We start from the raw sequence: 26,822 nt of genomic DNA, 5'->3' as shown, positions 1-26,822 counted from the left end.
CCTTCGCGCCCCGTGCCGTGACGCCGTCATGTCAGGTCACGGCACGGGCGTACGTACGGAAGACAGAGAGGAGACCTCCGATGCAGAGGTCTCGCGACCGCGGGTACTGGGTGTTCCTGCTGCCGAGCACCGTGCTGTTCATCGCGGTCGTCGCGGTGCCGTTCCTGATGAACGTCGGGATCGGGTTCACCCGGTGGCAGGGGATCGGCGACCCGCGGTGGATCGGGCTGGACAACTACGCGAGGCTCGTGGCCGACGCGCGGTTCTGGACCTCCTTCCGCAACAACGTCGCGCTGATCGTCGCGATGGCGATCGTCCCCACGCTCATCGGCCTGCTCCTCGCGGCGACCCTGTTCGACCACGTGAGCAGGAGGTTCGGCCCCCGGACCGCCGGGGCGCTGCGGGCCGCGTACTACCTGCCGCAGGTGCTGCCGGTCGCGGTCGCCGGGATCGTCTGGGGCTGGATCATGCATCCGCGCTTCGGGGCGCTCAACGAGCTGCTCGGGCTGCTGGGGATGGAGCCGAGGAACTGGCTCGGCGACCCGGCCTGGGCGCTGCCGAGCGTGATGGCGATCATGGTGTGGTTCCAGATCGGCTACCCGGTCGTCATCTTCATGGCCGGGCTGCAGCGGGTCGACCCCGCCCTGTACGAGGCCGCCGAGATGGACGGCGCGTCGTGGTGGCGCAGGTTCTGGCACATCACGATCCCGCAGATCCGGCCGGAGATCTACGTGGTCCTGCTGACCTGCACGATCGCCGCGCTCAAGGTCTTCGGGCCGATCTTCGTGCTCACCAGGGGCGGACCCGGCGGGGCCACGCTTGTGCCGTCCTACTTCAGCTACCAGAACTTCTTCGAGAAGGCCAACGTCGGGTACGGCGCGGCGATCGCCACCGTGCTCACCCTCGTGATCATCGCGGTGACGGTGTTCTTCCTGCGAGTTCAGGACAGGGAAGCATGATCCGGAAATACTCGGTCCTGGTCTCGCTGGTCGTGCTGGCCGTCGCGATGCTGGTGCCGTTCGCCATCGTCACGCTCAACGCGGTGAAGTCCCCGGCCGACTACTCCTCGGGCGGGCCCCTCGGCCTGCCCTCGGAGCTCTACCTCGACGGGATCGTCGAGTTCTGGAACCGGGTCGACTTCGGCGGCAAGCTGTGGAACAGCCTGCTGATCAGCGGCTCGGTCGCGGTGCTCGCCACGGTGCTGTCGGTGCTCAACGCCTACGCGCTCGGCATCGGCAGGGTGCGCGGCCGGATGTGGATCCTGGTCCTCTTCCTGGTGGCCAACACGCTGCCGCAGGAGGCGCTGGTCTATCCCCTGTACTACCTGGCCAAGCAGGTCGGCCTCTACGACACCCGGCTCGGGGTGATCATCATCTTCACGGTCATCCAGAGCGCCTTCGGGACGTACCTGCTCGCCTCGGTGCTCGGCCGCTTCCCGCGCGAGATCCTGGAGGCCGCGGCCCTCGACGGAGCGGGCAAGTGGCGGGCCCTGTGGCAGGTCGTCGTGCCGATCAGCAGGCCGACGCTGAGCGTGCTGCTCGTCTTCTTCTTCATCTGGACCTGGAACGAGTTCTTCCTGCCGCTGGTCTTCCTCATCTCGAACGAGAACCAGACCGTCCCCGTCGCGCTGGGCGTCCTGCAGGGCGACAAGATGATGGACGCGACGATGTCCAGCGCCTCGGCGCTGCTCGGCATCCTCCCGGCCGTCGTCTTCTTCCTCATCTTCCAGCGCACGCTGACCCGCGGCGTGACCGTCGGCGCCGTCAAGTGACCCCTCTCGACATTCCTCGACACTCCCTCGACGCCGTACGCCGCTCGGGGGCGGACGGCGTCCCGTTCGACTCCCCCTGACCTGGAGGCGAAATGTCGTTATCCACCACGTCCGTCGCGGTGATGGCCGCGACGGTCCTGACCCTGGGGTTGTCCGCGGCCCCCGCCCACGCGGCCCACGAGCGATCCCCCGCCCGTACGGCTACGGCCCCCGAGTACCCCTTCCGCGACCCCTCGCTCCCGCTGGAGGCGCGCGTCGACGACCTGCTCGGCCGCCTCACCACGGCCGAGAAGGTCTCCTGGCTCCACCAGTACCAGCCCGCGGTGGAGCGGCTCGGCATCGGGCTGTTCAAGACCGGCACCGAGGCGCTGCACGGCGTCGCCTGGTCCACCGACGTCGACAACGGCGGGAACGTCGTGACGGCGGAGGGCACCGTGTTCCCCCAGGCCGTCGGCCTGGCCAGCACGTGGAACCCCGACCTGGTCAAGAAGGTCGGCACGGCCGTCGGGGAGGAGGCCAGGGGCTACCACGCGGAGAACCCCCGCCTGTGGGGCCTGCAGCTGTGGGCGCCGGTCGTCAACCCGCTGCGCGACCCCCGCTGGGGCCGCAACGAGGAGGGCTACTCCGAGGACCCGCTGCTCACCGGTGCGATCTCCACCGCGTACGGCTCGGGCATCCAGGGCGACGACCCCGACCACCTGCGGGCGGCCCCGGTGCTCAAGCACTTCCTGGGCAACAACAACGAGGTCCGTCGCGACACGACCTCCTCCAGCCTGCGCCCGCGCGTCCTGAACGAGTACGAGTACCCGGCGTTCAGGACCGCGCTGGAGGCGGGCGCGGCCACCGGCGTGATGACCGCGTACAACCTGGTCAACGGGCGGCCCGCCACGGTCACCGACCTGAACTCCACCGTCAGGGCCTGGACCGACAGGCCGCTGTTCAACGTCTCCGACGCCGGGGGACCCAACAACCTGACCGGCTCCCAGGGCTACTTCGCCACCAAGGCCGAGGGTGCCGCCGCCATGCTCAAGGCGGGCGTCGAGAGCTTCACGGTGGACAACACCGACGGCGCCCCGACGGTGGCCGCGGTGAACGAGGCGCTGGCGCGGGGGCTGCTCACCCAGGCCGACCTCGACACCGCCGTCCGCCGCATCCTCGTCCTCCGGTTCAGGCTCGGCGAGTTCGACCCGGACGGCGGCCCGTACGGGAAGATCACCAAGGACGTGGTCGACAGTCCCGCGCACCGCGCGCTGGCCCGGCGGACCGCGGCCGAGGCGGCGGTGCTGCTGAAGAACTCAGGGAAGACCCTGCCGCTGCGTCCCTCGCAGAAGGTCGCGGTGGTCGGCCCGCTGGCCGACACCCTCTACACCGACTGGTACTCGGGCAGGCTCCCGTACCGGGTCACCCCGCTCGACGGGATCGGGGAGCGGGCCGCCACGGTCACCTCCGAGGGCGTCGACAGGATCGCGCTCAAGTCCGGCGGCAGATACCTCACCGCGGGCACAGGGGCGGGCGCGGACCTGCGGCTCTCGGGAACCTCGGCGGGCGCGACCGAGCAGTTCGACGTCTTCGACTGGGGCCAGGGGATCGTCACCCTGCGCAGCGTCGCCAACGGAAAGTACGTCAGCCGCGCCAACTGGTCCACCCTGGTCAACAACCAGGAGCAGCCCACCGGGTGGTTCGTGCAGGAGCAGTTCAAGCTGGAGGCGCAGGCCGACGGCACGACGCTGCTGCGCTACGCGGGCTACGAGACCGCCTACGACTGGTTCGGCCAGAACAAGTACGTCAAGGCGGCGGACGACGGCACGCTCGGCCTGACCGTCGCCGAGGACGCCACCCGCTTCGAGAAGGAGACCGTGCGCAGCGGCGTCGCCGAGGCCGTCGCGGCGGCGAGGAGCGCCGACGTGGCGGTGGTCGTGGTCGGCAGCATGCCGTTCATCAACGGCCGCGAGGACCACGACCGGACCGACCTCGGCCTCGCCGAGGGGCAGCGGGAGCTCGTGGAGGCGGTGCACGCCGCCAACCCGAACACCGTGGTGGTGCTGGAGAACAGCTACCCGACCACGATCGACCGGATGCAGGAGAAGGTCCCGGCGATCCTGTGGACCACCCACGCCGGAGCCGAGACCGGCCACGCCCTGGCCGACCTGCTGTACGGCGACGCCAACCCGGCCGGACGCCTCACCCAGACCTGGCCCAAGGCCGGCACGCCCCTGCCGGACATCCTCGACTACGACATCGTCAAGACCGGCTCGACCTACCTGTACTCGAAGCGGAGCCCGCTGTACGCCTTCGGCCACGGGCTGAGCTACACCACCTTCGGCTACCAGGGGCTCAAGGCCGTGGCGAAGGGGGACGGGCACGAGGTGAGCGTCCGCGTCACCAACACCGGCTCGCGCGCGGGCGACGAGGTCGTCCAGCTCTACACCCGTCAGCACGCCTCCCGGGTGGAGCAACCGGTCAGGCAGCTGCGCGGCTTCCAGCGGGTGAGCCTCGCCCCCGGGGAGTCGAAGGTCGTGAGGTTCACGCTCAGGACCGCGGACCTGGCCCTGTGGGACGTGACCAGGGGCCGCTTCGCGGTGGAGCCGTCCACCCACGACGTCATGGTCGGCTCGTCGTCCGACCGGATCCGGCAGCGCGCGACCGTACGGGTGGACGGCGAGCGCATCCCGGCCCGCGACCTCACCCGCGTCACGCGCGCCGCCGACTTCGACGACTACGCGGGCGTCGAACTGGTCGACGAGACCAAGGCCCGCGGCGACGCGGTCGGGGCCTCGGCGGGTGAGTGGATCTCCTTCGAGGACGCCGGCTTCCGCGCCGGGGTCACCGGCGTACGGCTCGGGGTCGCGGCCACCGCGGCCTCCTCCGTCGAGATCCGCCTCGGCTCCCCGACCGGCAGGCTCGCCGGGACCGTGCCGGTGACCGCCACCGGCGGGACCTACTCGTGGGCCACGGCCACCGCCCCCGTCTCGGGCGTGCGGGGCGGGCAGGACGTCTACCTGGTCTTCCGGGGCGCCCTGCGGATCAAGGATGTGACCTTCACCCGCTGACCGTCTCCCCGTACGGTCCGTTCTTCCGTACGGCCCGTTCCCCGGCGGGGACGGGCCGTACGGGGTGCGGACGACACCCTGCTCGCGAGCGGGACGTCAGGAGTTCGAAGCCCTGGACTCCCCGCCCGTCAGACCAGGTCAAAGGACGCGCCCCGGCCTGGGCTTCGCTGTCCGCGCCGTCTGCCCGTGCCGGCCGCCGCCGTGCCGGCCGGCGCGGGCAGAAGGTGTCGTGCCGCTCGTCCTCGTTCGGGTCTACCCGCCCGCCATGGCCCCCACGACCATGAACGGCTCGGCCCCCGTCGCGACCGGCTCGGGCAACGGGGTGTCGGGCGGATCGTGGGACAGGTCCTGCTCGCAGGCGAAGAACCGCACGAACGGGCGGCGCCGCTGGGTGACGTGATCGCGGATCGTCCCGCGCAGCATCGGATAGCGGGCCTCGAGCGCGTCGAGGACCGAGCGCTGCGTGGCCTGCCCCGGAACGTGGAGCTCCACCTCGCCTCCGACACTCGCGAGGTTGCGCAGATGCGCCGGAAGCACCACGCGGATCATGGCAGTGTCTGGACTTCGACGGACAGCACGGCCGGGAGGTCCCGGGCGATGGGCGCCCAGCTGTCGCCGGCGTCGGCCGACGCGTACACCTGCCCGCCGGTGGTGCCGAAGTAGACGCCGCACGAATCCAGCGTGTCGACGGCCATCGCGTCCCGCAGCACGTTGACGTAGCAGTGGCTTTGCGGCAACCCCCTGGTGAGCGGCTCCCACTCGTTTCCGCCCGTCCGGCTGCGGTACACCCGCAGCTTTCCCTCCGGCGGGTAGTGCTCGGAGTCGCTCTTGATCGGCACGACGTAGACGGTGTCCGGCTCGTGCGCGTGCACGGCGATCGGGAACCCGAAGTCGCTGGGCAGGTCACCGCTGATCTCGTACCACGAGCCGCCGGCGTCGTCGCTGCGCATGACGTCCCAGTGTTTCTGCATGAAGAGCACCTCCGGGCGCGACGGGTGCATCGCGATGTGGTGAACGCAGTGGCCGACCTCGGCGTCCTGGTCGGGGATGCCCTCGGAGCGCAGACCGCGATTCATCGGCTGCCAGCTCTTGCCGGCGTCGTCGGTCCTGAACACGCCCGCCGCCGAGATCGCCACGGTGATGCGCCCGGGATCGCGCGGGTCGGGAACGATCGTGTGCAGGCACATCCCACCGGCACCGGGCTGCCAGGAAGGCCCGGAGCGGTGCTCGCGCAGCCCGGACAGCTCCTGCCAGCTCTGCCCGCCGTCCACCGTGCGGAACAGGGCCGCGTCCTCGACCCCGGCGTACACCGTGTCCGGGTCGGTCGAGGACGGCTCCAGATGCCAGACCCGGTTGAACTCCCACGGGTGCGGCGTGCCGTCGTACCACTGGTGGGTGCCGGGGACGCCCTCGTACTGGAACTGGTTGCCGACCGCCTCCCACGTCGCGCCGCCGTCGTCGGACCGCTGGATCAGCTGCCCGAACCAGCCGCCGGACTGCGACATGTAGAGCCGGGACGGGTCGGCGGGAGATCCGGCGAGGTGGTAGATCTCCCAGCCCCCGAAGTGGGGGCCGCTGATGTCCCACCGCTCGCGCCTGCCGTCCGACGTGAGGATGAACGCGCCCTTGCGCGTGCCAACCAGCACCCGTACACCACTCATCGGCGTTCCTTTCCGAGCCGGTGCCGATCTGGGTCGACACTGCGGCCACGCTCCTGATCGTCCGACCGGGCTCGGAGCCGATTTCGTTCGCGACATGTCCGCCACGGCCGTGGCCACCGACGCTACGACAGCCCACCGACAAAATCGCCGCACGCCGCGGCGACCATGGGAGGGGCTTACCGTGGCGAGGTACGGCGCCAGGGTCGCCCGCGCTGTTCCCTGCCGGGAACAGCGCTCCTCAGGGGCCGGCGAAGAACGACTCGGCCGCCCGCCGAGGATCCCGCCGGAGCACGCGGGCAACGCCGTCATTCCACTCCATGGCCATCTCGTCGAGCGTCTCCGCCAACGTGCGAAGGAAGAACCGTTCGAGGCCGAACGGGAGGGCGACGGCGGCGAGCGGGCGGAACCAGGATCGGCCGCGGACGCGCATGTTGACGACGACCCTCCAGTCGCCGGCGCCGGTCTCCTCGGGGACGGCGGAGAACGTCGCCAGAGCGAAGCGGTGGGTTATCGTTCCGGACAGCGGGGCGGAGGTGCGCCTCCGCGCCCGGCCGTAGGCGTGGGCCCACCACCGCTCGAAGTCGACCTGGGCTCTCCACGAGAACCGGAGCAGGCCCCTGTCGTCGCCGGCGACCCGGAGGATGCCCTCGACGCCGGCCACCTCGGGCTCGGCCGCGCTACGCAGTCTCAGCCTGCAGGCCACGTCGCCGCTGCCGTCGCTGCCGTCGCTGCCGATGATGTCGGCACACGTCTCGGTGACCCGCCCCCATGACCTGACGACCACCTCGGCGTTCGTTCTGCCGCCGGATTCCAGCCGATAGCGCGCGCCACGGCCGAGGTGCCGTCCCTCGACCAGACGAACCTCCTTCCCGCCGGGAGCGTCACGCCTCAGCCGTCCCTCGTCGAACCGCAGATTCTCCACCGCGTCGTGCAGCGCGAGGAGGAATTCACCGAACCATCGCGGCGAGACGGCACTGACAGTGATCTCATGCCGGATGCGGCCCGCGCGTCCCGCTCCTGTCGTACGCCCCGCGAGTCGCCACGAGGACCTGTCGAGTTCATCGACCAGGTCGGAAGGCCACGGCCGCGAGGAAACCTGATCCTCGCCGGTGACGTCAGGTGATCCCACCGGCGGCTGTTCCGCCTCGTCCTCGTCCGGGGAAGTCGATCGGCGTCGGCGGAGTAGTGTCACCGACCACCGGAGGCCCGCTCCGGCGATCGTCAGGCCGATGAGCGACGTCAAGACCGTTTCCGTCACGCCGGCGGCGTTGGAAGGATACGGATAGACGTCACTCCCGTGTTCGACGTCGATCGCCTGCCGCTGCCCGCCGACGGTGAAGTCGTCCCAGCGGCTTCCTGCCAGCCAGACGTCGCCACGGAATCGGCGCCCGTCGTACGAACGGAACTCACCCCGCCAGCAAGGTGCCGGCTGGGGTCGGCCAACCCCGTCACAGCCGATCTTCCGCTTCGCGACGGCGGTGAAAGCGCCGATGTGGCCATCTGCCCGAGAGGCCCGCAACTCGGGGCCAAGCCACGAGATGGACCATGCGACGAGAAAGGCGCCCGCCACAACGCAGACGGCGGCGCAGATGAGACGTCCCCACCATTGAGATTTCGGCATCGTCCGCAATCGTCGATCGATGACCCCGCTTGAGGTGACAACGACCGTGAGCCGGACTTCGGTTCCTGCGGCGGTGTCCGGCGAGCAGGAAGATCCCGAGGTTCCGCCGTACGGTCCGCCGCCCGCCCCCACCCGGGCCGCTTTGCGAGTACATGTCGCAAGGTTTACGCGTATGGGCCTCGGAGGAGGGAATCGGCCCCGTCGCCGTGCTGTTTCGAATCATGAACGTCAGGCCGAGTCCTTGGGAGGACAACCATGACGACCACGACTCGTCCCGCCGAGGCGTCGGGCCAGTTCGCCATCGGGGGAGATCTCACCGTCAACCGCCTGGGTTACGGGACGATGCAGCTCACCGGCGAGGGCGTGTGGGGGGATCCGCGCGATCCCGAGGAGGCGGTCCGCGTCCTGCGCAGGGCCGTCGAGCTCGGGGTGAACTTCTTCGATACCGCCGACTCCTACGGCCCGTTCGTCGCCGAGCTGCTCATCAAGAAGGCGCTGCACCCCTACGCCGACGACCTGGTCATCGCGACCAAGGCGGGGTTCACCCGGCAGGGTCCCGGGCTCTGGACGCCGGTGGGCCGCCCCGAGTACCTGCGCCAGCAGGTCGAGCTGAGCCTGCGCCATCTGGGCGTCGAGCGGATCGACCTGTTGCAGCTGCACCGCATCGACCCGGCCGTCCCCGTCGCCGACCAGGTCGGGGAGCTCGCGCTGATGCAGCGGGAGGGCAAGATCCGGCACATCGGCCTCAGCGAGGTCAGCGTCGAGGACGTCGAGGAGGCGGGCAGGTCCGCGACGATCGTCTCGGTGCAGAACCTCTACAACCTCGCGCACCGCGACGCCGAGCCCCTGCTCGACTACTCCGAGGCCAACAACATCGCCTTCATTCCCTGGTTCCCGCTCGCCACCGGCGAGCTCGCGGCGGAGGGCGGCCCGCTCGCCGCGGCGGCCAAGGAGCACGGCGCCACCCCGTCGCAGCTCGCGCTGGCATGGCTGCTGCGCCGTTCCCCGGTGATGCTGCCCATCCCCGGCACCTCGACGGTCGCCCACCTGGAGGACAACGTCGCCGCCGCGACCGTCCAGCTGACCGACGCCGAGTTCGACGCCCTGACCAGGGCGGCCTGAGGGGAGACGGCCCGTCACGGGGGCCTCGCGGGAGTCCGGGGGAGCGCCCGTCGAGGAGGCCGTGGACGCTTGATCCCGTGCCGGCCGCGACGCGGCTCAGCGCGATGTGCCGGCACCGTGGTCGCGCGGATCCGAGTGAGGGGGCGGCGGGAAGCGCAGTACCCAGCGGCGCTGCCACGGGGTCTCGACGGCCCGGGGGTGGTGGTGCTCGCGCGCCCAGGCGACGGCGTCGGCCGGGGCCAGGCCTGCCAGGACGGCGAGGCAGGCGACGACCGTGCCGGTGCGCCCGACGCCGCCCCCGCAGGCGACCTCCACCGCGGTGCCCGCCCGAGCCCGCTCGTGCAGCGCGCGGATCCGCCGCACGGCCAGATCGTGGTCGCGGGGCAGCAGGAAGTCGGGCCACCGGATCCACTCGTGCGGCCACCGCAGCCCGCTCTCCTGGCGGCGGCGGAGCCGGTCGGAGCCGAGGTACAGGCCGAAGCCGGGCAGCGGCCCTTCCGGCGGCGGACGCCGCAGGCCGCGGCCGCGGATCCAGGAGCCGTCCGGCAGCTGGACGGCGCCCACGAGCGGCGGCCCGCTCACCGGCCCGCCGGTCGGTCCGCTCACCGGCACGCTCACAGGCTCGCCGGCCGGGCCGGTCGCCGCGTCGTCCCTGGGATCCTGCATCGTGTTCTCCCTGTTCCTCTCACTGGGCGGTGTCTCTCACCGGACGCTGCCAAGTCGATGCCGCGCGCGGTGATTGGCGACATTGAGCCGGTTGCCGCACAGGTCGGGCATGCAGTAGACGCGGCGCCCCCCGCGGCTGGTGTCGACGAACACGCCGCGGCAGCCCGGGGCGACGCAGGCGCGGAACCGGCCGTGGCCGAGGGCGCGGACGGCGCCGAGCAGCCCGACGCCGATGAGCGCGGCCAGTTCCTCGGCGAGCGACGCGCCCGGCGCGGTCGGGACGTACCACTGCCACCGCCCACCGGGATCGCGGTCCAGCGCCGGGCTGAGACCGGCCCGCCCGGCCAGCACGGTGGCGCCCGCGACGGCCTGGTCCTCCGTCTCGGTCTCCACGACGCCACGCGCCTCCCGGCGCAGCAGGTGGACCTCGTGGACGTCGTCGCCGGTCGGCGGCCGCCCGTCGGCCAGGGCGTCGAGTCGCAGCCCGTGCTCCGAGAGGAAGCGCGTCAACGCCTCCGGGGTCGGCAGGGCGTCCCCGGCCGCCCGCACGGTGGGCGAGGTGTTGGCCAGGTCGCCGGCCACAGCCGCCCCCACCGCGTAGCCGGCAAGGGGAATCCGCATGTCTCACCGCCTTCATGTAACCGATAAAATGAAAATATACCCCTTACGTCGTGGCGAAGTCACGGACCGCGCCCGAGCCGGAGCGGAGGCCTCCTGGCCCCCTGGCCCCCTGGCCCCCTGGCCCCCTGGCCCCCTGGCCCGCGAACTCGCCGGCGCCGGGATCCGTCCCGCCCGGCGCCGCGACCCTTGTCAGAGGAAGCCTGGAAATTTTTCGTGAGGCCACTTGCAAGCTCTCCTGTCGATAACCTATAACTGAACTAAGAGGTTTTCGAGAAGGCAGGCTTGAGGATACCTGCCAGTTCATCCGGAGGTGGTTACCGATGCTGCTGACGTCGATCGACCCGTTCATCCAGGAGTTCGACCGCCAGTTCGACCGGCTCGCGCGTCAGGCCCTGGGGTCCGGTGACGCCGCCGCCCGCGGGGCCATGCCGCTGGACGGTGTGCGGCGCAAGGACGACGTCCTCCTGAAGTTCGACCTCCCGGGCATCGACCCCGACACCATCGAGGTGACCGTCGACCGCGGGGTGCTCTCGGTGAGCGCCGGTCGCGAGGAGGAGTACGGGGAGGAAGACCGCCTGTTCGTCCGGGAGCGTCCGATGGGCACTTTCACCCGCCGCGTCTACCTGTCCGAGCACCTCGACAGCGACAAGATCGACGCCGCCTACTCCAACGGCGTCCTGGCGGTGCGCATCCCGGTCATCGAGCGGGCCAAGCCCCGCAAGGTCGAGATCCAGAAGGCCGAGAACACGTCCGAGCAGAGATCCATCAAGCCGTGAGGTCCAGGGTCTGACCGACGAACCTCCTCGGGGTGGGTGCCGGGTTCCGGCGCCCACCCCCGCGCGTTTCCCGCCCTGCCACCGTCACGGAACTCCCATGAACTCCAGCGAACCCCCACGAACCCGTACGGGAAAGGAGCGGTGATGGCCCGGTTGCCCTTCGACGACGAGCACGCCCCGCTGTACTCCGTCGGCCAGGTCGCCGACATGCTCGACGTCGAGCAGGCGTTCCTGCGCCGGCTCGACGAGCACGACGTGGTCAGCCCCGCCCGCTCCACCGGCGGCCAGCGACGCTACACCCGCCACGAGATCGGCGACCTCCAGGACGCCATCCGGCTCGTGGGCGAGGGCATGACCCTCGCCGCCGTGCGCCGGATCTTCACCCTGCAGCAGCAGGTCCGCGACCTGCAGGAGGAGCTCGCCAGGGAACGCGCCGCCGGTGCTCCCGGAGCGACCGCCCGAGGTGACGTGGAATCACCCTGACAGGACGCTCCGGTCAGGCACCTCTGACGGAGAGCAGCGTACGGCTGCGGTCCTCGATGCTGCCGGACACGGATTCGCGAATCCGCGGGGCCTCCGAGAGAAGCTCCGCGCAGGAGGGCCACGCCGAGCGCACGCGGTCGACCAACTCCGTGACGACGTCGCCCAGTCCCGCGCCCTCTGCGTGGAGACGCCGCTCCAGCCGTTCGAAGGTGCGGATGGTGACCGCGTCGAAGCGCCGTGAGCCCGCGAACTTCATGCCGAGGGTCTCTCCGTCCCCCATGTACGCCCTCGTGCAGACGAGGTCGTACGCGGGGGAAAGGGTCGGGACACGCGGGTCCCGATAGATCAGGGACCAGTTCTTCAGGTGCGCGTCCCCGTTGGAGATCAGCACCGTGAACGCGAGCCGCCGGGCGAACTCCCGCAGGGCCGTCACGTCGTGGCGGCGATGGACCAGCGCGGCCACCGTTTCGTAGTTGCCGAGGTATTTCTCGTTCGGATACACGCCGCGCACCTGGGCGAGATCCTCGATGTGGACGGCCCGGCGCTTGTCGTCCCGGTCGAATCGGCGCACGGCGTACGCCATCGCCTCCCCGCCCGGCCAGACCCGCGACGGCAGCGTGTCCAGCTCGTCACGGTGGTACAGACGCACCTCGGGTACGTCGATGCCCGCCGCGGCGGCCAGCGACATCATCGCGTACTCGTTGCGGGGAACGTCCGCGTAGGCACGGTCGGGCAGCTTGACGATCCAGTCGCCCCCCTGGCCGAAGGCGGGCAGGGTGAGCCGGTCGTTCTCGGCGAGCATGGAGAACTTCAGCGCCACGCCCGCGAGGGAGAATCGCATCTCGGGATGCGAGTCGTCTCGCGCGGGGTGCTCTCTCCCGTCGTCCTGCCCCCAGCCGGAGTCGTCGAGAATATGGTCCTCGTCGTCACACGGAAGCACCCGGACCGCGCCGGGAAGGTCATGACCGACCTGGGCGAGTAGTTCCATCTCCCGGTCGGCGGAGACGTTCCTGTCGGTCGCGATCCAGTCGCGGAGCACCCCTTCCGGCAGGAGGTTGGAGAACCACGCCGGAAGGCGGAGCGCGGCGGAGTGCCTGCCGGTCAGGTTCTGCTCGAAACCGAGCCCGAGGATCGCCCGGCCGGGGTCGAGGAGATAGTCCTCCGAGAACACGAACCGGGTGTGGTCGCCCCGCTGGTGCAGTGTTCCGACGCGATCGTCACCCAGCACGACGGCATGGCGCGACTCAGCCGGCGGCATGGGACTCCTCGTCGGAAAGAGCCTGCTCGTCGCCGGGGAGGTCTTCGAGCAGCAACTCGTCGAGCGGGGGGGTGTTCTCGAATCCCCACTCGCACATGCGCTGCAGGAAGCCCTCCAGGTTGGAGAGCAACCGCTCCTGGCGTCCCTGGAGGAAGGCGTCGACGTGTCCGTCCCTCAGGAGCGTGACCATCTCGGGAGTGATCAGATGTGAGCCGAGGACACGGGGCCAGGTGTCCTCGTCCACGGCGAGCGGCGGATTCTCCAGGGTGGCATCGACGGTCTTGCCCGCCTCCTGTTCCATGAACGGCAGCAGGACGCGGTTGGCCGCCCACAACCGGTATTTCTCGGGCACCAGCCGGTTGGGAACCACGTAGCGCACCGCGTCGGCGGCGGTGGGCCGGTCGGTGAGACACTCGGCGAGCCGGTCCCGCTCGCTCGGTTCTCCAGTGCTGGGGTCTCGCGGCTCCAAGGCCCACCAGGAGCACAGCGTGATCTTGGCGGCCGCCTCGTTCGTCTTGAACCTGCGGAGCTCCGGCAGACGTGGCACCGGGCGGCGGGCCAGAGCGTCCAGAAGATTCTGGACCGATCCCGTGAGGTCGTCCGGCTGGATCCTGGCGCAGAGTGCCCGGCTCGCCCCGGTACTGCTGCCTTTGAAGATCTCCGGTCCGAACAGTGCCGCCCGCCAGTACCAGCGGCGCAGCAGCCTCCGGTTGGCGGGGTCCGGGTTGGGGAAATGGCCGAACACGCGGGTGAGCACGATCAGGAGATAGCGGTAGGCGAGCAGGCTGAAATGGGGCACCCCCGCGTCGTTCTGCAGGAAGCTGATCGCTCGCCCGAGGGCCTCCTCCCCCGCCTGGAAGGCCGTGTCGCGGTCTTCGCCGGGAAACTCCACCACCTCCCTGCGGTTCTCGTCGTCGAACTCCGTCCGGATCTCCCGCTCCGGGTCGGGGCCCCGCCTGGCGAGGATCGCCCGCAGGACCGTGTCGCTGTCGATCCGGCCGAAACCGAAGCGCTCGTCCACGTGCGCGGCGATCACGTCGATGGTGAGGGTCTTGTGCTGCTCTGACTCCTCACCCGCGAAGAGTGCGGAGAAGATCTCCGCCTTGCTGAGACGCTTCCCGTAGTTGTTCATCCGGTCGAAGATGTCCCGGAGGACCTCGGCGTTCTCCTGCTCCACCTGGTAGGCGGGCATGGGGTACTGGCGGAGGACCGTGGTCAGGTTGAACGCCAGGTCCTGCAGGTCGGCGGGGACCTCCGGGTAGACGGTGAACCACCGCAGCACCCTCCGGAGATCGAACAGGGTGGGCAGCGGGATGACGTACGGGTCCTCGGCCGAGGGCCGGGGCACGAAGCGCTCGTTCCGCAGGTCGTAGGAGAGCGCGAAGCGTGGATCCCGGGCGCCGTCCTCGTGCAGGGCGTTGGCCAGGCTGGTGATCCGCTGCTGGCCGTCAACGACCCACAGCGACTGGTCCAGGCGGGGGGCATCGATGCGCAGGGCCCCGAGCGTGAGCGTCTGCTTCGAGGCGGGCCGCACCCACAGCAGGAGGCTGCCCACCGGGTAGCCCTTGACGATGCTGTCGAAGAGCCGGATGACGTCCTCGCGTCCCCACCGGAAGTCGCGCTGGAAGTGGGGCACCCGGATCTGGCCGCGCCAGGCCATGCCGATCAGTTTCTCCACGTCGTACGTCGTGGCGCTGGGGCGGGTGTCCAACCCGGTGCTCATCACGTCTCCTGTCGTCGGGATCCCATGCTTGCGAGGACAGCTGCCGGGTTCAACCGGATTCCCATTAAACAGGCGTGCCGGGCCGCGAGCCGACCGCCGGGCGGAGCACCCGCCGCTCAGCCCTTGACGGCGCCGATGATCACTCCCTTGGTGAAGTGCCGCTGGACGAACGGGTAGAGGAACAGCACCGGGAGCAGCGCGACGACGATGATGGCCATCTGGATGGCCAGGCTCGGCGGCGGGGCCTGCCCGGTGACGGTGCCGACGCCGGTCTGGCCGGCGATCAGCGACTGGCCCTGGAGCACGTACTGGCGCAGCACCACCTGCAGCGGCCACTTGGCGTTGTCGTTCAGGTAGAGGACGGCGTTGAAGAACGAGTTCCAGTAGCCGACCGCGTAGAACATGCCGATGACGGCCGTGACGCCCTTCGACATGGGCAGCACGATGGTGCGCAGGATGCGGAACTCGCTCGCGCCGTCGATGCGGGCGCTGTCGGTCACCTCCTCGGGGATGTTCATGAAGAACGCCCGCATCACCACGAGGTTGAACGCGGTGACCGCCCCGGGCAGGATCAGAGACCAGTACGTGTCGATCAGCCCCAGCGAGCTGACCAGCAGGTAGTTGGGGATCAGCCCCGGGCCGAACAGGAAGGTCAGCAGGATCAGGAACAGCATCGGCCGGTGCAGCAGCGACCCCGGCCGCGACAGCCCGTAGGCGGCCAGCACGGTGACGGTCAGGCTGATCGCCGTGCCGACGAGGGTCACGCCGAGGCTGACCCCGACCGCCCGGGTCACCACGCCGCCGGAGAACAGCTCCTCGTACGCGGCCAGGGACAGCCCGCCCGGCACGGTGACCAGGCCGCCGGCCTCCGTCACCGCCTCCTGGGTGGACAGGCTGGTCAGCACGACCATGTAGATGGGGAAGAGCACGCACGCGACGATGAGCGTCAGGACGAGCCCCTTGAGGAGCCCGCCGGCGCGGCTGGGCCGCTCGGCCCAGGGGGGAAGAGTCGTCATGATCGTTTGTAGATCCCCTGCTCGCCGAATCGGTGGGCGACCTTGTTGGCCACCAGGATCAGCACCAGCCCCACGAGGCCCTTCACCAGGCCGGCCGCCGCGCCGTAGCTCCACTCGCCGGTCAGCAGCGTGCGCCAGTACACGAACGTGTCCAGCACCTCGGCGGCGTCCCGGCCGACCGCGTCGCGCTGCAGGAAGAACTGCTCGAACCCGACGTTCAGCGCCTCGCCGAGGCGCAGGATCAGCAGCAGCACGATGACCGGTCGCAGGCCCGGCAGGGTGATGTGCCACAGCCGCCGCCAGCGGCTCGCGCCGTCGACGGCGGCGGCCTCGTAGAGGTTCTGGTTGATGGCCGCCAGCGCGGCCAGGAAGATGATCGTTCCCCAGCCGGCGTCCTTCCAGACCGTCTCCGCCGTCACCAGCACGATGAACGTATCCGGATTTGTCATGATGTCGATGCCGTCGTACCCGTGGTCGCGCAGCACCTGCGAGAGCAGGCCCGCGCCCCCGAACATCTGCTGGAACAGCGTGACCACCAGCACCCACGAGAAGAAGTGCGGCATGTAGACGATGCCCTGGATGAACACGCGCAGCCGGGGCCGCACCACGCTGTCCAGGAGCACGGCCAGCATGATCGGTACGGGGAAGTAGAAGACCAGCTGGAACGCGGTGATCGTCAGGGTGTTGAGCGTCGCGTCCCAGAAGCTCGCGTCGAACACCAGCCAGTGGAAGTTGGCGAGCCCCACCCACGGGCTGTCCCCGATGCCCACGTACGGCGAGTAGTCCTGGAACGCGATCACGTTGCCGAGCAGCGGGACGTAGTGGAACAGGACCAGCAGCCCGATCGCGGGAAGGGCCATGAGCAGCAGCTGCCAGTCACGTCTCAGACGCGCGCCGAAGGATCGTGGGCGCGCCCGGCTTGTCCTCGGGCCCCTTTTACGGACATCCTTGGAGGTGCCGGCGCCGGCGGGTGAGGTCAGGTCACCCGCCGGCCCGGTCTTCTCACTGTCCCCGGGCGTCGTCCTAAGCACGGCCGTTGTCCCGCAGGACCTTCATGTAGAAGTCGCGGGCCTCGTCCCCGCCGTCCCGCCGCCACTCCGTGGCGATCTGCTTGGCGTCGCTCACCGGCCGCCGGCCGCGCATGATGTCGGTGAACTTGTCCTCGGTGGGGACCTGCAGCCCGGAGAACTTCGACGGCCGCTGGATCCTGATCCCGTCGAACGGGCCCTTCTCCAGATACTGGAAGCTCGCGTTCTGCCACTCCATGTTGAGCTTGACCGCGTCGGGGAAGGGCCAGTCCACGTACTGCGGGCGCCCGCCGAGGAAGCCGTAAGTGTAGGCGACCTCCTTGCGGTTGAGGTCGGTCTGCACCGGGATGTCGTCCTCGCCCCGGGTGAAGTGCTTGCCCTCCACGCCGAAGTTGGAGAGCTCGTACTCCTTGGTCCCGTACGGCGCCGCGCACCAGTTGAGGATGGAGAGGATCTCCTCCACCTTCTCCTTCGGCAGGCCCTTCTTGACGAAGGTGAAGAGGCCGGCCGCGTTGTTGTGGTACATCAGCGGTGTGCCGCCGTCGTGGGCGAAGACCGGGAAGGCGCCCAGGCTGAAGTCGGGGTTCTTGCCGCGGTGCTGCTGCAGGAGCTCCTTCCATCCGCCCAGCCCGTCGCGGTAGATCAGGATCTGCCCGCTTCCGATCAGCTCCTTCTCGTTGGCGCCCTTGCTGCCGGCGACGGTCGGGTGGACCAGTCCTTCCTTGAAGACCTTCCGCATGAACTCCAGCATCAGCTCGAACTCGGGGGTCTCGTACTTGTGGACGAGCTTGCCGCCCTCGTACCGCCACTCCTGCGGGATGCGGAAGGTCGGCCACATCATCTCGTGGATGCTGCCGAACGCCCAGCGCTTGGCCTTGGCGTCGGTGATCTCCTTGCCGAGCTCGAACAGCTCGTCGGCGGTCTTGGGGTTGGTGTTCCAGCCGTTCTTGTCGAACAGGTCCTTGCGGTAGAGCAGCGCGAAGGGGTATGGCTCGGTCGGGAACGGCACCGCCATGAGCTTGTCGTTCCAGACCGACCACTGCCACGCGGCGGTCGGCAGGTTGGCCAGCAGCGGGTAGGGCTTGACCTTGTCGCCCTGCAGGTACGGGGTGAGGTCCTCGAAGGTCTTGTCGACGGCGGTGTTGAAGTCCGCCATCTTGTCGATCTCCCAGCTCGGGATGACCATGATCTCCGGGATGTCCCCGGAGGCGAGCCTGGCGATGGCCTTGTCGGCGTAGACGTTGCCGTCGGTGATCTGGAACTCCACGGTCGCGCCGATGTCGGCGTTGACGGCCTGGAAGTAGGAGTTGCTCGCCAGGCCGGGCGGCGGCGGGCCCCACAGCGGGGTCATGGCCTTGTAGGTGCCCCCCTTGCCCGCCTTCTGGGTGAGCGCGGCGGTGGGGCTGGCCGGGTAGGAGGTGAAGCCGCCGCTGACGTCGGGGACCCCCGGAAGGGTGGAGATAGTGCCGGGAATGTCGGGCTTGATACCGGGGAAGGCGGTGTAGGTGGGGGTGAGGGACGTCAGCTTGTCCGCCGCGGCGGCCGTGGCGCCCCCGCTGCCGGGCCGGGGGCCGGTCGGCGCGGAACACGCGCCCAGCAGGCCGCCGCCCGCGACCATCGCGGCGCTCAGTCCCACCAGCCCGAGGAATCCACGGCGGCTGGTCATCGCGCCCGGGGGAAGATCCTTCACGGGGCGCTCCCTTCGTTGTTTCGAGATGGATCCGGGGTGTCGTGGGGGACGGCTCCGGGGTAGAATTAGTTAGTCTTTCGACCAAACAAATTAGTCGAGGGTGGCCGCCGCCACAAGGGACCGCCGATCGCGGGGCGCCGGGGAGCGGTCACGGATTGGTGAACGATGGGGCATGATGGGGCCAGCCTGGCCGAGCGGGAGCGGGACTCATTTTGATCACATCTACGACTGACCCGCGGCCGGCCGACTTCGCCGACGTGCGGGCCACCAACCTCGCCGTCGTGCTGAGGTTCGTGCGGGAGCACGCGCCGTGCTCGCGGGCCGACATCGCGGCGTCCACCGGTCTCAACAAGGCGACCGTGTCGAGCCTGGTCGCCGATCTGATCGACCGCCGCCTGGTCAGGGAGACCGGCCTGACCGAGAACCGCGTCGGCCGTCCCGCCACGATGCTCGTGCTCGACGGCTCGCCGTACGCGGCGATCGGCATCGAGGTCAACGTCGACTACGTCACCGCGGTCGCGGTGGACCTGTCGGGGGAGAGGCTGCTGTCCTGGCGCAGGTCCTTTCCCGGCGCGGCCGGCACGGCGGGCCAGGCCATGGCCACCGTCGCGGGGATCGTCCGCCGCGTCGTGACCCGGATGGCGAAGGAGGAGCGCCAGGTCCTGGGGCTGACCGTGGGCGTTCCGGGGCTGATCGGCGCCGACGGCACCGTGCGCATCGCGCCCAATCTCGGCTGGCGCGACGCCGACCTCTGCGGCGACCTCACCAAGGCCCTGCGCGACCCGGGCTTCCCCGTCCAGGTCGACAACGACGCCAACCTGGCGGCCCTGGCCGAGTACCGCTTCGGCCCGCACGCCGGGACGGCCAACCTGGTCTACCTCACCGGCGAGATCGGCGTCGGGGCCGGGGTCATCCTCGACGGGCGACTGCGCCGCGGCGGCCAGGGGTACGGCGGCGAGATCGGCCACATCCAGCTCGATCCCTTCGGCGCCGAGTGCCGCTGCGGGCGCCTGGGCTGCCTGGAGGCCGTCGCCGGGATCGGCGCGGTGCTGGAACACGCCGCGATCTCGCCCGCCGAGGTCGAGATCGAGCTCGAAGAGGTGGTGCGGCTGGCCCGCGCGGGCGACGCGCGCACGCTCGCCCTCCTGAGCTCCGTGGGCCACAACCTCGGCAAGGGCGTGGCCCTGATGACCAACCTGCTCAACCCCGAGGTGGTCATCCTGGGCGGTTACTACGTTCCGCTCGCGCCGTGGCTGCTGCCCTCGGTGGAGGCCGAGACCCGGGGGCGCACGATCGCCCCGGACGCCGGGGGCTGCCGGGTCGTGGCCTCCACGCTCGGGTACGGGGCGGCTGCGCTGGGAGGCGCCGCCCGGGTGCTCGACTCGGTGGACTCCGGGCGCCTGCCGCGGATCTCGTGACCCGCCGCCCTGTGTCCCGCTGACGCCGTGACGGACGCCGTGACGGACGCCGTGGTGGACGCAGCCCGGATCCCCGCTGGTTTCAGCTAGTTTCACGGTGCTCCCGGCGGATCTCCTGACCCGTGTCCCGGGGTCCGGGTCGCTCGCAGGCGGTCTTGCGCTCCGGTTTCCCGGTGGAACGCAACCGTTTGCCGCCCGCCTCTTGACCTTGGCCGCACAGGAGTGCACCCTTCAGGGAAGCTCCGTTCGAAACACGCGCGTAACGGATGCCGGAGCGCGCGGGTGGCGACGGAGTTTTCCCTGACCGATTGTCGAAGCGCTTCGACTGAGGCGCCCTTCCAGGTCGGAACCCTGTCGGAACCCTGCTCGAACCCTGCTGGAACCACGTCGGAATCGAAGCGCTTCGACGCTCTCAAAGGGATGGTCCCCGATGAACGAACCGTTCCGTGATCCGGAACTCCCCCTCGCGCGGCGCATCGCGGACCTGCGGGGCCGGCTGACCCTGGAGGAGAAGATCGGGCTGCTGCACCAGTACCAGCAGCCGGTGGAGCGCCTCGGGGTCGGTCCGTTCCGTACCGGCACCGAGGCGCTGCACGGCCTCGCCTGGCTCGGCCCGGCGACGGTGTTCCCGCAGGCGGTCGGGCTGGCCAGCACCTGGGACCCCGACCTCGTCCGGCGGGTCGGCGAGGCGACGAGCGACGAGGTCCTGGCCTTCCACCACAAGGATCCGGCGGGGGCGGGACTCAACGTCTGGGCCCCGGTCGTCAACCCGCTGCGCGACCCCCGCTGGGGCCGCAACGAGGAGGGCTACTCCGAGGACCCGTGGCTGACCGGTGTCATGGCGACGGCGTACGCCTCCGGCCTTCGTGGGAGCGATCCCACGGTGCTGAAGACCGCGCCCACCCTCAAGCACTTCCTCGGCTACAACAACGAGACTGACCGCTGCGTCACCTCCAGCGACCTGCCGCCCCGGGTGCTGCGCGAGTACGAGCTCCCGGCCTACCGGCCCGCCCTGGAGAGCGGCGCCGCGGTCGCCGTGATGCCCTCCTACAACCTGGTCAACGGCCGCCCGGCCCACCTCAGCCCGCTGATCGGCGAGGTGCTGCGGGCCTGGGCGCCCGACGACCTCCTCGTGGTCAGCGACGCGTACGCGCCCGCCAACCTCACCGGCCTGCAGGGCTACCACGACGACCTCCCCGAGGCGTACGCCCACGCGATCAAGGCCGGGCTCGACAGCTTCACCCAGGACGACGACCGGCCCGAGGCCACCCTCGGCCACCTCCGCGCCGCGCTGGAGCGCGGCCTGCTCACCGAGGCGGACGTCGACGCCGCCGTACGGCACACGCTGTCCGTCCGCTTCCGGCTGGGCGAGTTCGACCCCTCCACCCCGTACGACGACATCACCGAGGCGGTCGTCAACTGTCCCGAGCACCAGAGCCTGGCCCGCGAGGCCGCCCGGCGCTCGATCGTGCTGCTGAGCAACGACGGCGTCCTGCCGCTGGACGCCTCGGTGCGCAGGATCGCGGTCATCGGCCAGCTCGGCGACACGCTCATGGAGGACTGGTACTCCGGGACCCTCCCGTACGCCGTCACCGCCCGCGCCGGGCTCGCCGAGCGGTGCGAGACCGTCTTCTGCGAGGCCGTGGACCGGATCACCCTCTCGGTGGACGGCGGCGCGGAGGGCCTGAACGGCCGTCACGTCGTCGCCGACCCCGACGGGGGGCCGCTCGGGGTCGGCGAGGAGCCCGGCCTGTTCGACCTGTTCGACTGGGGCGGCGGCTGCTACGCCCTGCGGGCCGTGGCGACCGGGCGCCACCTGTCCGTCGACGACGACGGGGTGCTGGTCAACGACCAGCCGGGTCCCAACGGCTGGGAGGTGCGCCAGACCTTCCGCACCGAGGACCGCCCCCGTGGCGCGCTCGCGCTCCGGCACATCTCCACCGGCCGCTACCTCGCCCTGGACGGCGAGGTCTTCCGCCTGGCCGCCGACGCCGACGCCGCCGCCTGGTTCACCGTGGAGCGGGTCGTGAGCGGCGCCGAGGCCGCCGCCGCGCTCGCCGCGACCGCGGACGTGGCCGTGGTGGTCGTCGGCGACCACCCGCTGGTCAACGGCAGGGAGACCGAGGACCGCCTCGACCTCGCGCTGCCCGCCGCGCAGCAGGCCGTGGTCGCGGGGGTGCGCGAGGCCAACCCGAGAACCGTCATGGTGATCAGCAGCGGCTACCCGGTGACCTGGGACATCGACGACCCGCCCGCGGTGCTGTGGTCCTCGCACGGGGGCCAGGAGTACGGGCACGCGCTGGCCGAGGTGCTGTTCGGCGACGCCGCCCCCGAGGGGAGGCTCACCCAGACCTGGTACCGCTCTGCGCGCGAGCTGCCCGACCTGCTCGACTACGACATCATCGCCTCGGACGCGACCTACCAGTACTTCAGGGGAACCCCGCTCTACCCCTTCGGCCACGGCCTCGGCTACACCACCTTCGACTACGCCGACCTGGCCGTCTCGGTGGAGGGCGGCGACGACGGCGACGGCGGCAGGGTCACCGCCTCGGTCACCGTCACCAACACCGGTTCCCGCGAGGGGGTGGAGGTCGTCCAGATCTACACCCGCCAGCGGCGCTCCCGGGTCAAGCAGCCGCTGCGCCGCCTGCGCGGCTTCGTCAAGGTGCGCCTCGCCCCCGGAGAGAGCACCCGGGTCGACTGGGGCCTCGACGTCGCGGAACTCGCCTTCTGGGACGTCACCAGGGGCCGGTTCGTCGTCGAGGACGCCCCCCACAAGATCATGGTCGGCCGCTCCTCGCGCGACATCCGGCTGTGCGCCCCCTTCCACGTCGACGGCGAGCGGATCCCGCCGCGCGACGCCCTCGCGGGCCCGATCGCCGCCGTGGACCACGACGAGTACGACTCGGTGACGTTCGTGGACGCGGCCAGGGTCTCCGGCGACGCCGTGCGGTCCACCGCCGAGGGGGCCTGGATCGTGTTCCGCTCGGTCGACCTGGGGGACGGGGCCGCCTCCTGCGCCGCCGTCACCGCCGGAGAGGAGGGCGGGGTGATCACCGTGCGCCTGGACGACCCCCTCTACGGGCCCGTCGTCGGCGACCTCCCCGTCCCCCGCGCGGGCCGCCACGACCTCGTCGAGGTGCGCACCGGGCTTGCGGAGGCGAGGGGAGTCCACGATCTTTATGTGGTGTTCGAGAACGCGGGGATCACCGTTGCCTCCCTGAGCTTCGGCGAGGCCGGGTGAGCGGGCGGGCGGTGACCATCAGCGAGGTCGCCAAGCACGCGGGGGTCGCGGTGAGCACGGTGTCGTACGTGCTCAGCGGGAAGCGCGCGATCTCGGCCGACACCCGGCGCCGGGTGCTCGACAGCGTGCGGGTCCTGGGATACCACCCCAATGCCGGGGCGAGGGCCCTGGCCAGCAAGCGCGCCAACGTCATCGCGCTGGTCCTGCCCCTGCGGGCCGGGGTGCACGTCCCGGTGCTGATGCAGTTCGCCACCTCGGTGGTCACCGCCGCGCGGCGCTACGACCACGACGTGCTGCTGCTCACCGCGGACGAGGGCTCCGACGGGCTCCGCAGGGCGGCGGCGAGCGCGCTGGTCGACGGGCTGGTGCTGATGGACGTGGAGCTCCACGACAGCCGGGTACCGCTGCTGCGGGAACTCGCCGAACCCAGCGTGCTGATCGGGTTCCCCGCCGACTCGGCCGGCCTGACCTGCGTCGACCTCGACTTCGCGCGGGCGGGCGCGCTCTGCGTGGAGCACCTGGCCGAGCGCGGGCACCGGGAGGTCGCGCTGCTCGGCGCGCCCTCGGTCGTCTACGAGCGGGGCACCGGCTTCGCCCGCCGCACCCGGGAGGGCTTCGCCGCGGCCGTGGCCGAGACCGGCCTGACCGGGGTGGCCCTGCCGTGCGAGGAGAACTTCGACCAGGTGTCCACCGCGATCGCCGGGCTCCTCGACGCCAGGCCGGGCCTGTCCGGGCTGGTCGTGCACAACGAGGCCGCGGTCGGCCACGTGCTGGGGGCGCTGCGCCAGTACGGCAGGAGGGTGCCCGGCGACATCGCCGTGGTGGCGATCTGCCCCGACGACATCGCGGAACGCGCCAGCCCGCCGCTCACCTCGGTGCTGATCCCGGCCGAGGAGGTGGGCCGCCAGGCGGTCCGGCTGCTCATGGAGAAGCTCGAAGGCCGCGCCGTCCCCGACGGCACCCTGCTCCAGCCGAGACTCACCGTCCGCGACAGCACCTGACCGGGGGTCCTTACGCCGGGGCTCCCGTGACGGGTCTTCCGGCGGCTTCCATGGGTCTCCGGGGGTTTTTCGCGCCGGGTCGTCGCAGCGGATCTCCCGGGGGTTCTCCGTGCCGGGAGCCCGTGGGTTCCTCCGCGGGGCCTCCGGGGCGAGTCCTCCGCGGGCCCGTGGCGGGTTTCCCGGCGGGCTTCCGAAAAGCCGGCGGGCTTCCGAAAAGCCGGCGGGCTTCCGAAAAGCCGGCGGGCTTCCGAAAAGCCGGCGGGCGCGCCCCCTTTCGGGGAGGCGCGCCCGCCGGCGTCACGCTCGTGCTGTGCCTGCCTTGCCTCTCTTGCCTGTCCTGCCGGTCGTTCGGCCGTGGACGGTTACCAGTCGCCCCCGCCGAAGTCTCCGCCGCCGAAGTCGCCCCCGCCGCCGAAGTCACCCCAGCCTCCGCCGCCGAAGTCGCCCCCGCCGCCGAAGTCGGCGCCGCTCTCGGCGCCACCGCCGTAGCCGCCGTAGCCGAAGCCGCCGCTCATCATGCTGCCCATCATCGTGCCGACGAGCATGCCGGTCATGACGTCGCCGAAGCCGCCGTAGTAGCCGTAGGCGTAGGGCTGGTAGGCCGGTCCCGCGTCGTAGTACGGGCGGCGCTGGCCGTTGACCATGACCTCACGCGTCTGCGGCTCGAAGCCGCGCTCGACGGCCTCGGCGTCGGCCGCGCAGGCGGGTACGTCGCGCAGCGCGCCGCCGGGCGGGGCCCAGCGCACGTCACGGGCGGAGGGACCGTGCTGCGGGTTGAAGAAGCACGGGGAGCGCCGCTCGGGCACCGGCTGGTGGTTGACGCGCGCCTTCACGCAGGCGAGGGCGTAGCGGCCCTCCTCCAGCGCGGTGGTCACGCCGCGGAACTCGTCGGGGCGCTTGACCGCCGCGAGCTCCACCTTGGCCCGCTCGTAGGAGTCGAGGGCGCGCTGCCAGTCCTGCTGGTGGTCGCCGCCGTCGTTGAGCAGCTTCACGTCGGTGTCGAGGTCGGTGATCTCCTCACCGAACTTGGTGACGTCCTCGTCCACGGTCTGCTTGACCGCGGCCAGCTCGGCGGCCTCGCGCTCCTCGCGCTGCTTCTTCTTCTTGCGCGAGTAGAGGAAGATGCCCGCGCCGCCGGCCAGGGCCAGCACCAGGATGCCGACCAGCACGCCCCCGCTGGAGCCGCCGGAGGAGCTGGAGGAACCGGACGGGGCACCGGCGCCGACGGCCGCCTCGTCGGCGACCTTGACGAAGTTGATCACGTTGTCGGTGGGGCTGCCGGTGGTCTTGGCCCGTCCGAGCAGCTCGTCGACGTCGACGCCCCTGATGTTGGTGACGCCGAACGGGGTCTTGCCGCTCATCACCAGGACGGTGGACTTCGACCCGACGCCCTTGAGGAGCGAGCTCAGCAGGGTCCTCGCCTGGGACTGGCTGCTGATCGAGCCCTCGGGCAGCATCGCCACGTAGACAGAGGAAGTCTGGTCGGCAGCGCCGCGCATGGCGTCGACGGCGTTGGGGGGCAGCCCCGCCGCGGGATCAACGTAGAAGTTGTCCCCGTCCTTCAGCTCCGAGACGATCGCACTCGGGTCCGGCGCCGCGGCATTGGCCGCCGGGGCGATCATGAACATGGCCAGTAGCCCGGCGAACAGTGCCATGATCGTGGCACCGAAACGACCTGGCGCGGCTTTTGTGATGGTCACGGCAGAAAGCCTCCTTCGTCCTGAAGACGAATGAGCGGGCGACAGAGTTCCCTACCCCTCGACCGTATCCCCTCACGGCCCACGTCAGGCATCTCTCGGGGACCCGGTATCCGATCGTCGCGCCGGACCCGGCCCGCGGGCGCGCTCAGGCGTCCTTGATCTCGCAGATCGTGGCGCCCGAGGTGATGCTCTGGCCGACCGACGCGGCCAGTCCCGTGACGGTGCCCGCCTTGTGGGCGGCGAGGGGCTGCTCCATCTTCATCGCCTCCAGCACGACGATCGTGTCACCGGCCGCGACGGTGTCGCCGTCGGCGGCCACGACCTTGACGATCGTGCCCTGCATCGGGCTGACCAGCGAGTCGCCGCTCGCGGCCTTTTTGGCCACCCCGCCGCCCCGGCGCGGCGCCTTCGAGGCGCGGCCCGAGGCCGTGCTCCCGGCGCTCCCGGCGCTCCCGGCGTTTCCCGCGGCGAACCCCGGGGGAAGCACCACCTCCAGCCGCTTGCCGCCCACCTCGACGGTGATCCGCTCCCGCTCGCCCGGCTCCTCGGACGTGTCCGGCTCTCCCTCGTACGGCGTGATCGTGTTGTCGAACTCGGTCTCGATCCACCGGGTGTGCACCGAGAACGGGTCGCCGGTGAACGCGGGATCGGCCACCACGGCCCGGTGGAAGGGCAGCACGGTCGGCATGCCGCCGATCTCGAACTCGGCCAGGGCCCTGCGCGAGCGCTCCAGGGCCTGCGTCCGGGTGGCCCCGGTCACCACCAGCTTGGCGATCAGGGAGTCGAAGGACTGCGGGACGGTCATGCCCGCCTCGTAGCCGGCGTCCAGGCGCACCCCTGGCCCCGAGGGGGCGCTCATGCGCGTGATCGTGCCGGGGGCCGGCAGGAAGCCGCGCCCGGCGTCCTCGGCGTTGATCCGGAACTCGATCGAGTGGCCGCGCAGCACGGGGTCGCCGTAGCCGAGTTCCTCACC

The 26,822-nt window shown here is 70.8% G+C and carries 21 protein-coding genes; 9 read left to right on the top strand and 12 right to left on the bottom strand.

What is annotated here, in order from left to right; genetic code table 11:
* Positions 1-80 precede the first annotated feature (80 nt).
* The 3 genes from ACTOQ2_RS33715 to ACTOQ2_RS33705 all read left to right on the top strand — a co-directional run bounded on the left by ACTOQ2_RS33715 (position 81) and on the right by ACTOQ2_RS33705 (position 4,821).
* Positions 81-959, top strand: coding sequence for a carbohydrate ABC transporter permease (locus ACTOQ2_RS33715; RefSeq protein ID WP_440104863.1), 879 nt, complete (start codon positions 81-83; stop codon positions 957-959).
* Positions 956-1,771, top strand: a complete 816-nt coding sequence (locus ACTOQ2_RS33710) for a carbohydrate ABC transporter permease (RefSeq protein WP_440104862.1) — start codon at positions 956-958, stop codon at positions 1,769-1,771. Before ACTOQ2_RS33715 ends, ACTOQ2_RS33710 begins: the two co-directional genes overlap by 4 nt.
* A gap of 92 nt (positions 1,772-1,863) precedes the next feature.
* A complete protein-coding gene (locus ACTOQ2_RS33705) occupies positions 1,864-4,821 on the top strand; it encodes a glycoside hydrolase family 3 C-terminal domain-containing protein (protein ID WP_440104861.1) in 2,958 nt (985 codons plus the stop codon).
* A 252-nt stretch (positions 4,822-5,073) separates the two neighbouring features.
* Here ACTOQ2_RS33705 and ACTOQ2_RS33700 read toward each other — a convergent pair whose 3' ends face one another.
* The 3 genes from ACTOQ2_RS33700 to ACTOQ2_RS33690 form a co-directional block, all read right to left on the bottom strand.
* Positions 5,074-5,358, bottom strand: coding sequence for a MoaD/ThiS family protein (locus ACTOQ2_RS33700; RefSeq protein WP_440104860.1), 285 nt, complete (start codon positions 5,356-5,358; stop codon positions 5,074-5,076).
* A gap of 8 nt (positions 5,359-5,366) precedes the next feature.
* Positions 5,367-6,482: a WD40/YVTN/BNR-like repeat-containing protein gene (locus ACTOQ2_RS33695; RefSeq protein WP_440104859.1), complete on the bottom strand. Its 1,116-nt coding sequence runs from the start codon at positions 6,480-6,482 to the stop codon at positions 5,367-5,369.
* Between the two features lie 238 nt (positions 6,483-6,720).
* Positions 6,721-7,611, bottom strand: coding sequence for a hypothetical protein (locus ACTOQ2_RS33690; RefSeq protein WP_440104858.1), 891 nt, complete (start codon positions 7,609-7,611; stop codon positions 6,721-6,723).
* Positions 7,612-8,358: 747 nt separating this feature from the next.
* Between ACTOQ2_RS33690 and ACTOQ2_RS33685 the strand changes: the two genes are divergently transcribed.
* The gene (locus ACTOQ2_RS33685; RefSeq protein ID WP_440104857.1) at positions 8,359-9,225 is read left to right on the top strand and encodes an aldo/keto reductase; all 867 of its coding nucleotides are present in this window, start codon (positions 8,359-8,361) and stop codon (positions 9,223-9,225) included.
* Positions 9,226-9,321: 96 nt separating this feature from the next.
* On the opposite strand, the gene ACTOQ2_RS33680 is transcribed toward ACTOQ2_RS33685, so the two are convergent.
* Both ACTOQ2_RS33680 and ACTOQ2_RS33675 read right to left on the bottom strand, forming a co-directional pair.
* Entirely contained in the window at positions 9,322-9,891 is a 570-nt protein-coding gene (locus ACTOQ2_RS33680) for a protein-tyrosine phosphatase family protein (protein WP_440072618.1), read from the bottom strand.
* A gap of 36 nt (positions 9,892-9,927) precedes the next feature.
* Entirely contained in the window at positions 9,928-10,512 is a 585-nt protein-coding gene (locus ACTOQ2_RS33675; protein WP_440104856.1) for a CGNR zinc finger domain-containing protein, read from the bottom strand.
* Between the two features lie 320 nt (positions 10,513-10,832).
* Here ACTOQ2_RS33675 and ACTOQ2_RS33670 point away from each other — a divergent pair, with 320 nt between their 5' ends.
* Both ACTOQ2_RS33670 and ACTOQ2_RS33665 read left to right on the top strand, forming a co-directional pair.
* Positions 10,833-11,288: an Hsp20/alpha crystallin family protein gene (locus ACTOQ2_RS33670; RefSeq protein WP_440104854.1), complete on the top strand. Its 456-nt coding sequence runs from the start codon at positions 10,833-10,835 to the stop codon at positions 11,286-11,288.
* Between the two features lie 144 nt (positions 11,289-11,432).
* Positions 11,433-11,771 (top strand): MerR family transcriptional regulator, encoded by a 339-nt coding sequence (locus ACTOQ2_RS33665; protein WP_440104853.1) that lies wholly within the window; start codon positions 11,433-11,435, stop codon positions 11,769-11,771.
* A gap of 13 nt (positions 11,772-11,784) precedes the next feature.
* Here ACTOQ2_RS33665 and ACTOQ2_RS33660 read toward each other — a convergent pair whose 3' ends face one another.
* From ACTOQ2_RS33660 to ACTOQ2_RS33640, 5 genes are all read right to left on the bottom strand, one after another.
* On the bottom strand, positions 11,785-13,029 hold the full coding sequence (locus ACTOQ2_RS33660) for a type II toxin-antitoxin system HipA family toxin (RefSeq protein WP_440104852.1): 1,245 nt from the start codon (positions 13,027-13,029) through the stop codon (positions 11,785-11,787).
* On the bottom strand, positions 13,016-14,752 hold the full coding sequence (locus tag ACTOQ2_RS33655) for a DUF262 domain-containing protein (RefSeq protein WP_440104851.1): 1,737 nt from the start codon (positions 14,750-14,752) through the stop codon (positions 13,016-13,018). Before ACTOQ2_RS33655 ends, ACTOQ2_RS33660 begins: the two co-directional genes overlap by 14 nt.
* A 116-nt stretch (positions 14,753-14,868) precedes the next feature.
* Entirely contained in the window at positions 14,869-15,768 is a 900-nt protein-coding gene (locus tag ACTOQ2_RS33650; RefSeq protein ID WP_440104850.1) for a carbohydrate ABC transporter permease, read from the bottom strand.
* Positions 15,765-16,799 (bottom strand): ABC transporter permease, encoded by a 1,035-nt coding sequence (locus ACTOQ2_RS33645; RefSeq protein WP_440104849.1) that lies wholly within the window; start codon positions 16,797-16,799, stop codon positions 15,765-15,767. Before ACTOQ2_RS33645 ends, ACTOQ2_RS33650 begins: the two co-directional genes overlap by 4 nt.
* Positions 16,792-18,486: an extracellular solute-binding protein gene (locus ACTOQ2_RS33640; RefSeq protein WP_440104848.1), complete on the bottom strand. Its 1,695-nt coding sequence runs from the start codon at positions 18,484-18,486 to the stop codon at positions 16,792-16,794. Before ACTOQ2_RS33640 ends, ACTOQ2_RS33645 begins: the two co-directional genes overlap by 8 nt.
* 212 nt (positions 18,487-18,698) lie before the next feature.
* Between ACTOQ2_RS33640 and ACTOQ2_RS33635 the strand changes: the two genes are divergently transcribed.
* The 3 genes from ACTOQ2_RS33635 to ACTOQ2_RS33625 all read left to right on the top strand — a co-directional run bounded on the left by ACTOQ2_RS33635 (position 18,699) and on the right by ACTOQ2_RS33625 (position 24,149).
* Positions 18,699-19,904, top strand: a complete 1,206-nt coding sequence (locus ACTOQ2_RS33635; protein ID WP_440072628.1) for an ROK family transcriptional regulator — start codon at positions 18,699-18,701, stop codon at positions 19,902-19,904.
* Positions 19,905-20,334: 430 nt separating this feature from the next.
* On the top strand, positions 20,335-23,148 hold the full coding sequence (locus tag ACTOQ2_RS33630; protein ID WP_440104847.1) for a glycoside hydrolase family 3 C-terminal domain-containing protein: 2,814 nt from the start codon (positions 20,335-20,337) through the stop codon (positions 23,146-23,148).
* An 11-nt stretch (positions 23,149-23,159) separates the two neighbouring features.
* A complete protein-coding gene (locus ACTOQ2_RS33625; protein WP_440104846.1) occupies positions 23,160-24,149 on the top strand; it encodes a LacI family DNA-binding transcriptional regulator in 990 nt (329 codons plus the stop codon).
* 362 nt (positions 24,150-24,511) lie between these two features.
* Here the strand turns inward: ACTOQ2_RS33625 and ACTOQ2_RS33620 are convergent, their stop codons facing one another.
* Positions 24,512-25,849 carry a hypothetical protein gene (locus ACTOQ2_RS33620; protein ID WP_440104845.1) on the bottom strand — a complete coding sequence of 446 codons (1,338 nt, stop codon included), beginning with the start codon at positions 25,847-25,849 and terminating at the stop codon, positions 24,512-24,514.
* A 145-nt stretch (positions 25,850-25,994) separates the two neighbouring features.
* Positions 25,995-26,822: biotin/lipoyl-containing protein (locus ACTOQ2_RS33615; protein ID WP_440104843.1), on the bottom strand; the 828-nt coding region annotated here is incomplete at its 5' end.

It is taken from the genome of Streptosporangium sp. H16 (genome assembly GCF_051918855.1).
Taxonomy (GTDB): domain Bacteria; phylum Actinomycetota; class Actinomycetes; order Streptosporangiales; family Streptosporangiaceae; genus Streptosporangium.
This window is presented reverse-complemented; position numbering and strand designations above follow the sequence as displayed.

What these genes read in the sequence shown, in the direction of transcription:
- ACTOQ2_RS33715 (WP_440104863.1), top strand. Translation starts at nt 81, where the DNA reads ATGCAGAGGTCTCGCGACCGCGGGTACTGGGTGTTCCTGCTGCCGAGC.
- ACTOQ2_RS33710 (WP_440104862.1), top strand. Translation starts at nt 956, where the DNA reads ATGATCCGGAAATACTCGGTCCTGGTCTCGCTGGTCGTGCTGGCCGTC.
- ACTOQ2_RS33705 (WP_440104861.1), top strand. Translation starts at nt 1,864, where the DNA reads ATGTCGTTATCCACCACGTCCGTCGCGGTGATGGCCGCGACGGTCCTG.
- ACTOQ2_RS33695 (WP_440104859.1), bottom strand. Translation starts at nt 6,482, where the DNA reads ATGAGTGGTGTACGGGTGCTGGTTGGCACGCGCAAGGGCGCGTTCATC.
- ACTOQ2_RS33685 (WP_440104857.1), top strand. Translation starts at nt 8,359, where the DNA reads ATGACGACCACGACTCGTCCCGCCGAGGCGTCGGGCCAGTTCGCCATC.
- ACTOQ2_RS33680 (WP_440072618.1), bottom strand. Translation starts at nt 9,891, where the DNA reads ATGCAGGATCCCAGGGACGACGCGGCGACCGGCCCGGCCGGCGAGCCT.
- ACTOQ2_RS33675 (WP_440104856.1), bottom strand. Translation starts at nt 10,512, where the DNA reads ATGCGGATTCCCCTTGCCGGCTACGCGGTGGGGGCGGCTGTGGCCGGC.
- ACTOQ2_RS33670 (WP_440104854.1), top strand. Translation starts at nt 10,833, where the DNA reads ATGCTGCTGACGTCGATCGACCCGTTCATCCAGGAGTTCGACCGCCAG.
- ACTOQ2_RS33665 (WP_440104853.1), top strand. Translation starts at nt 11,433, where the DNA reads ATGGCCCGGTTGCCCTTCGACGACGAGCACGCCCCGCTGTACTCCGTC.
- ACTOQ2_RS33660 (WP_440104852.1), bottom strand. Translation starts at nt 13,029, where the DNA reads ATGCCGCCGGCTGAGTCGCGCCATGCCGTCGTGCTGGGTGACGATCGC.
- ACTOQ2_RS33655 (WP_440104851.1), bottom strand. Translation starts at nt 14,752, where the DNA reads ATGAGCACCGGGTTGGACACCCGCCCCAGCGCCACGACGTACGACGTG.
- ACTOQ2_RS33650 (WP_440104850.1), bottom strand. Translation starts at nt 15,768, where the DNA reads ATGACGACTCTTCCCCCCTGGGCCGAGCGGCCCAGCCGCGCCGGCGGG.
- ACTOQ2_RS33630 (WP_440104847.1), top strand. Translation starts at nt 20,335, where the DNA reads ATGAACGAACCGTTCCGTGATCCGGAACTCCCCCTCGCGCGGCGCATC.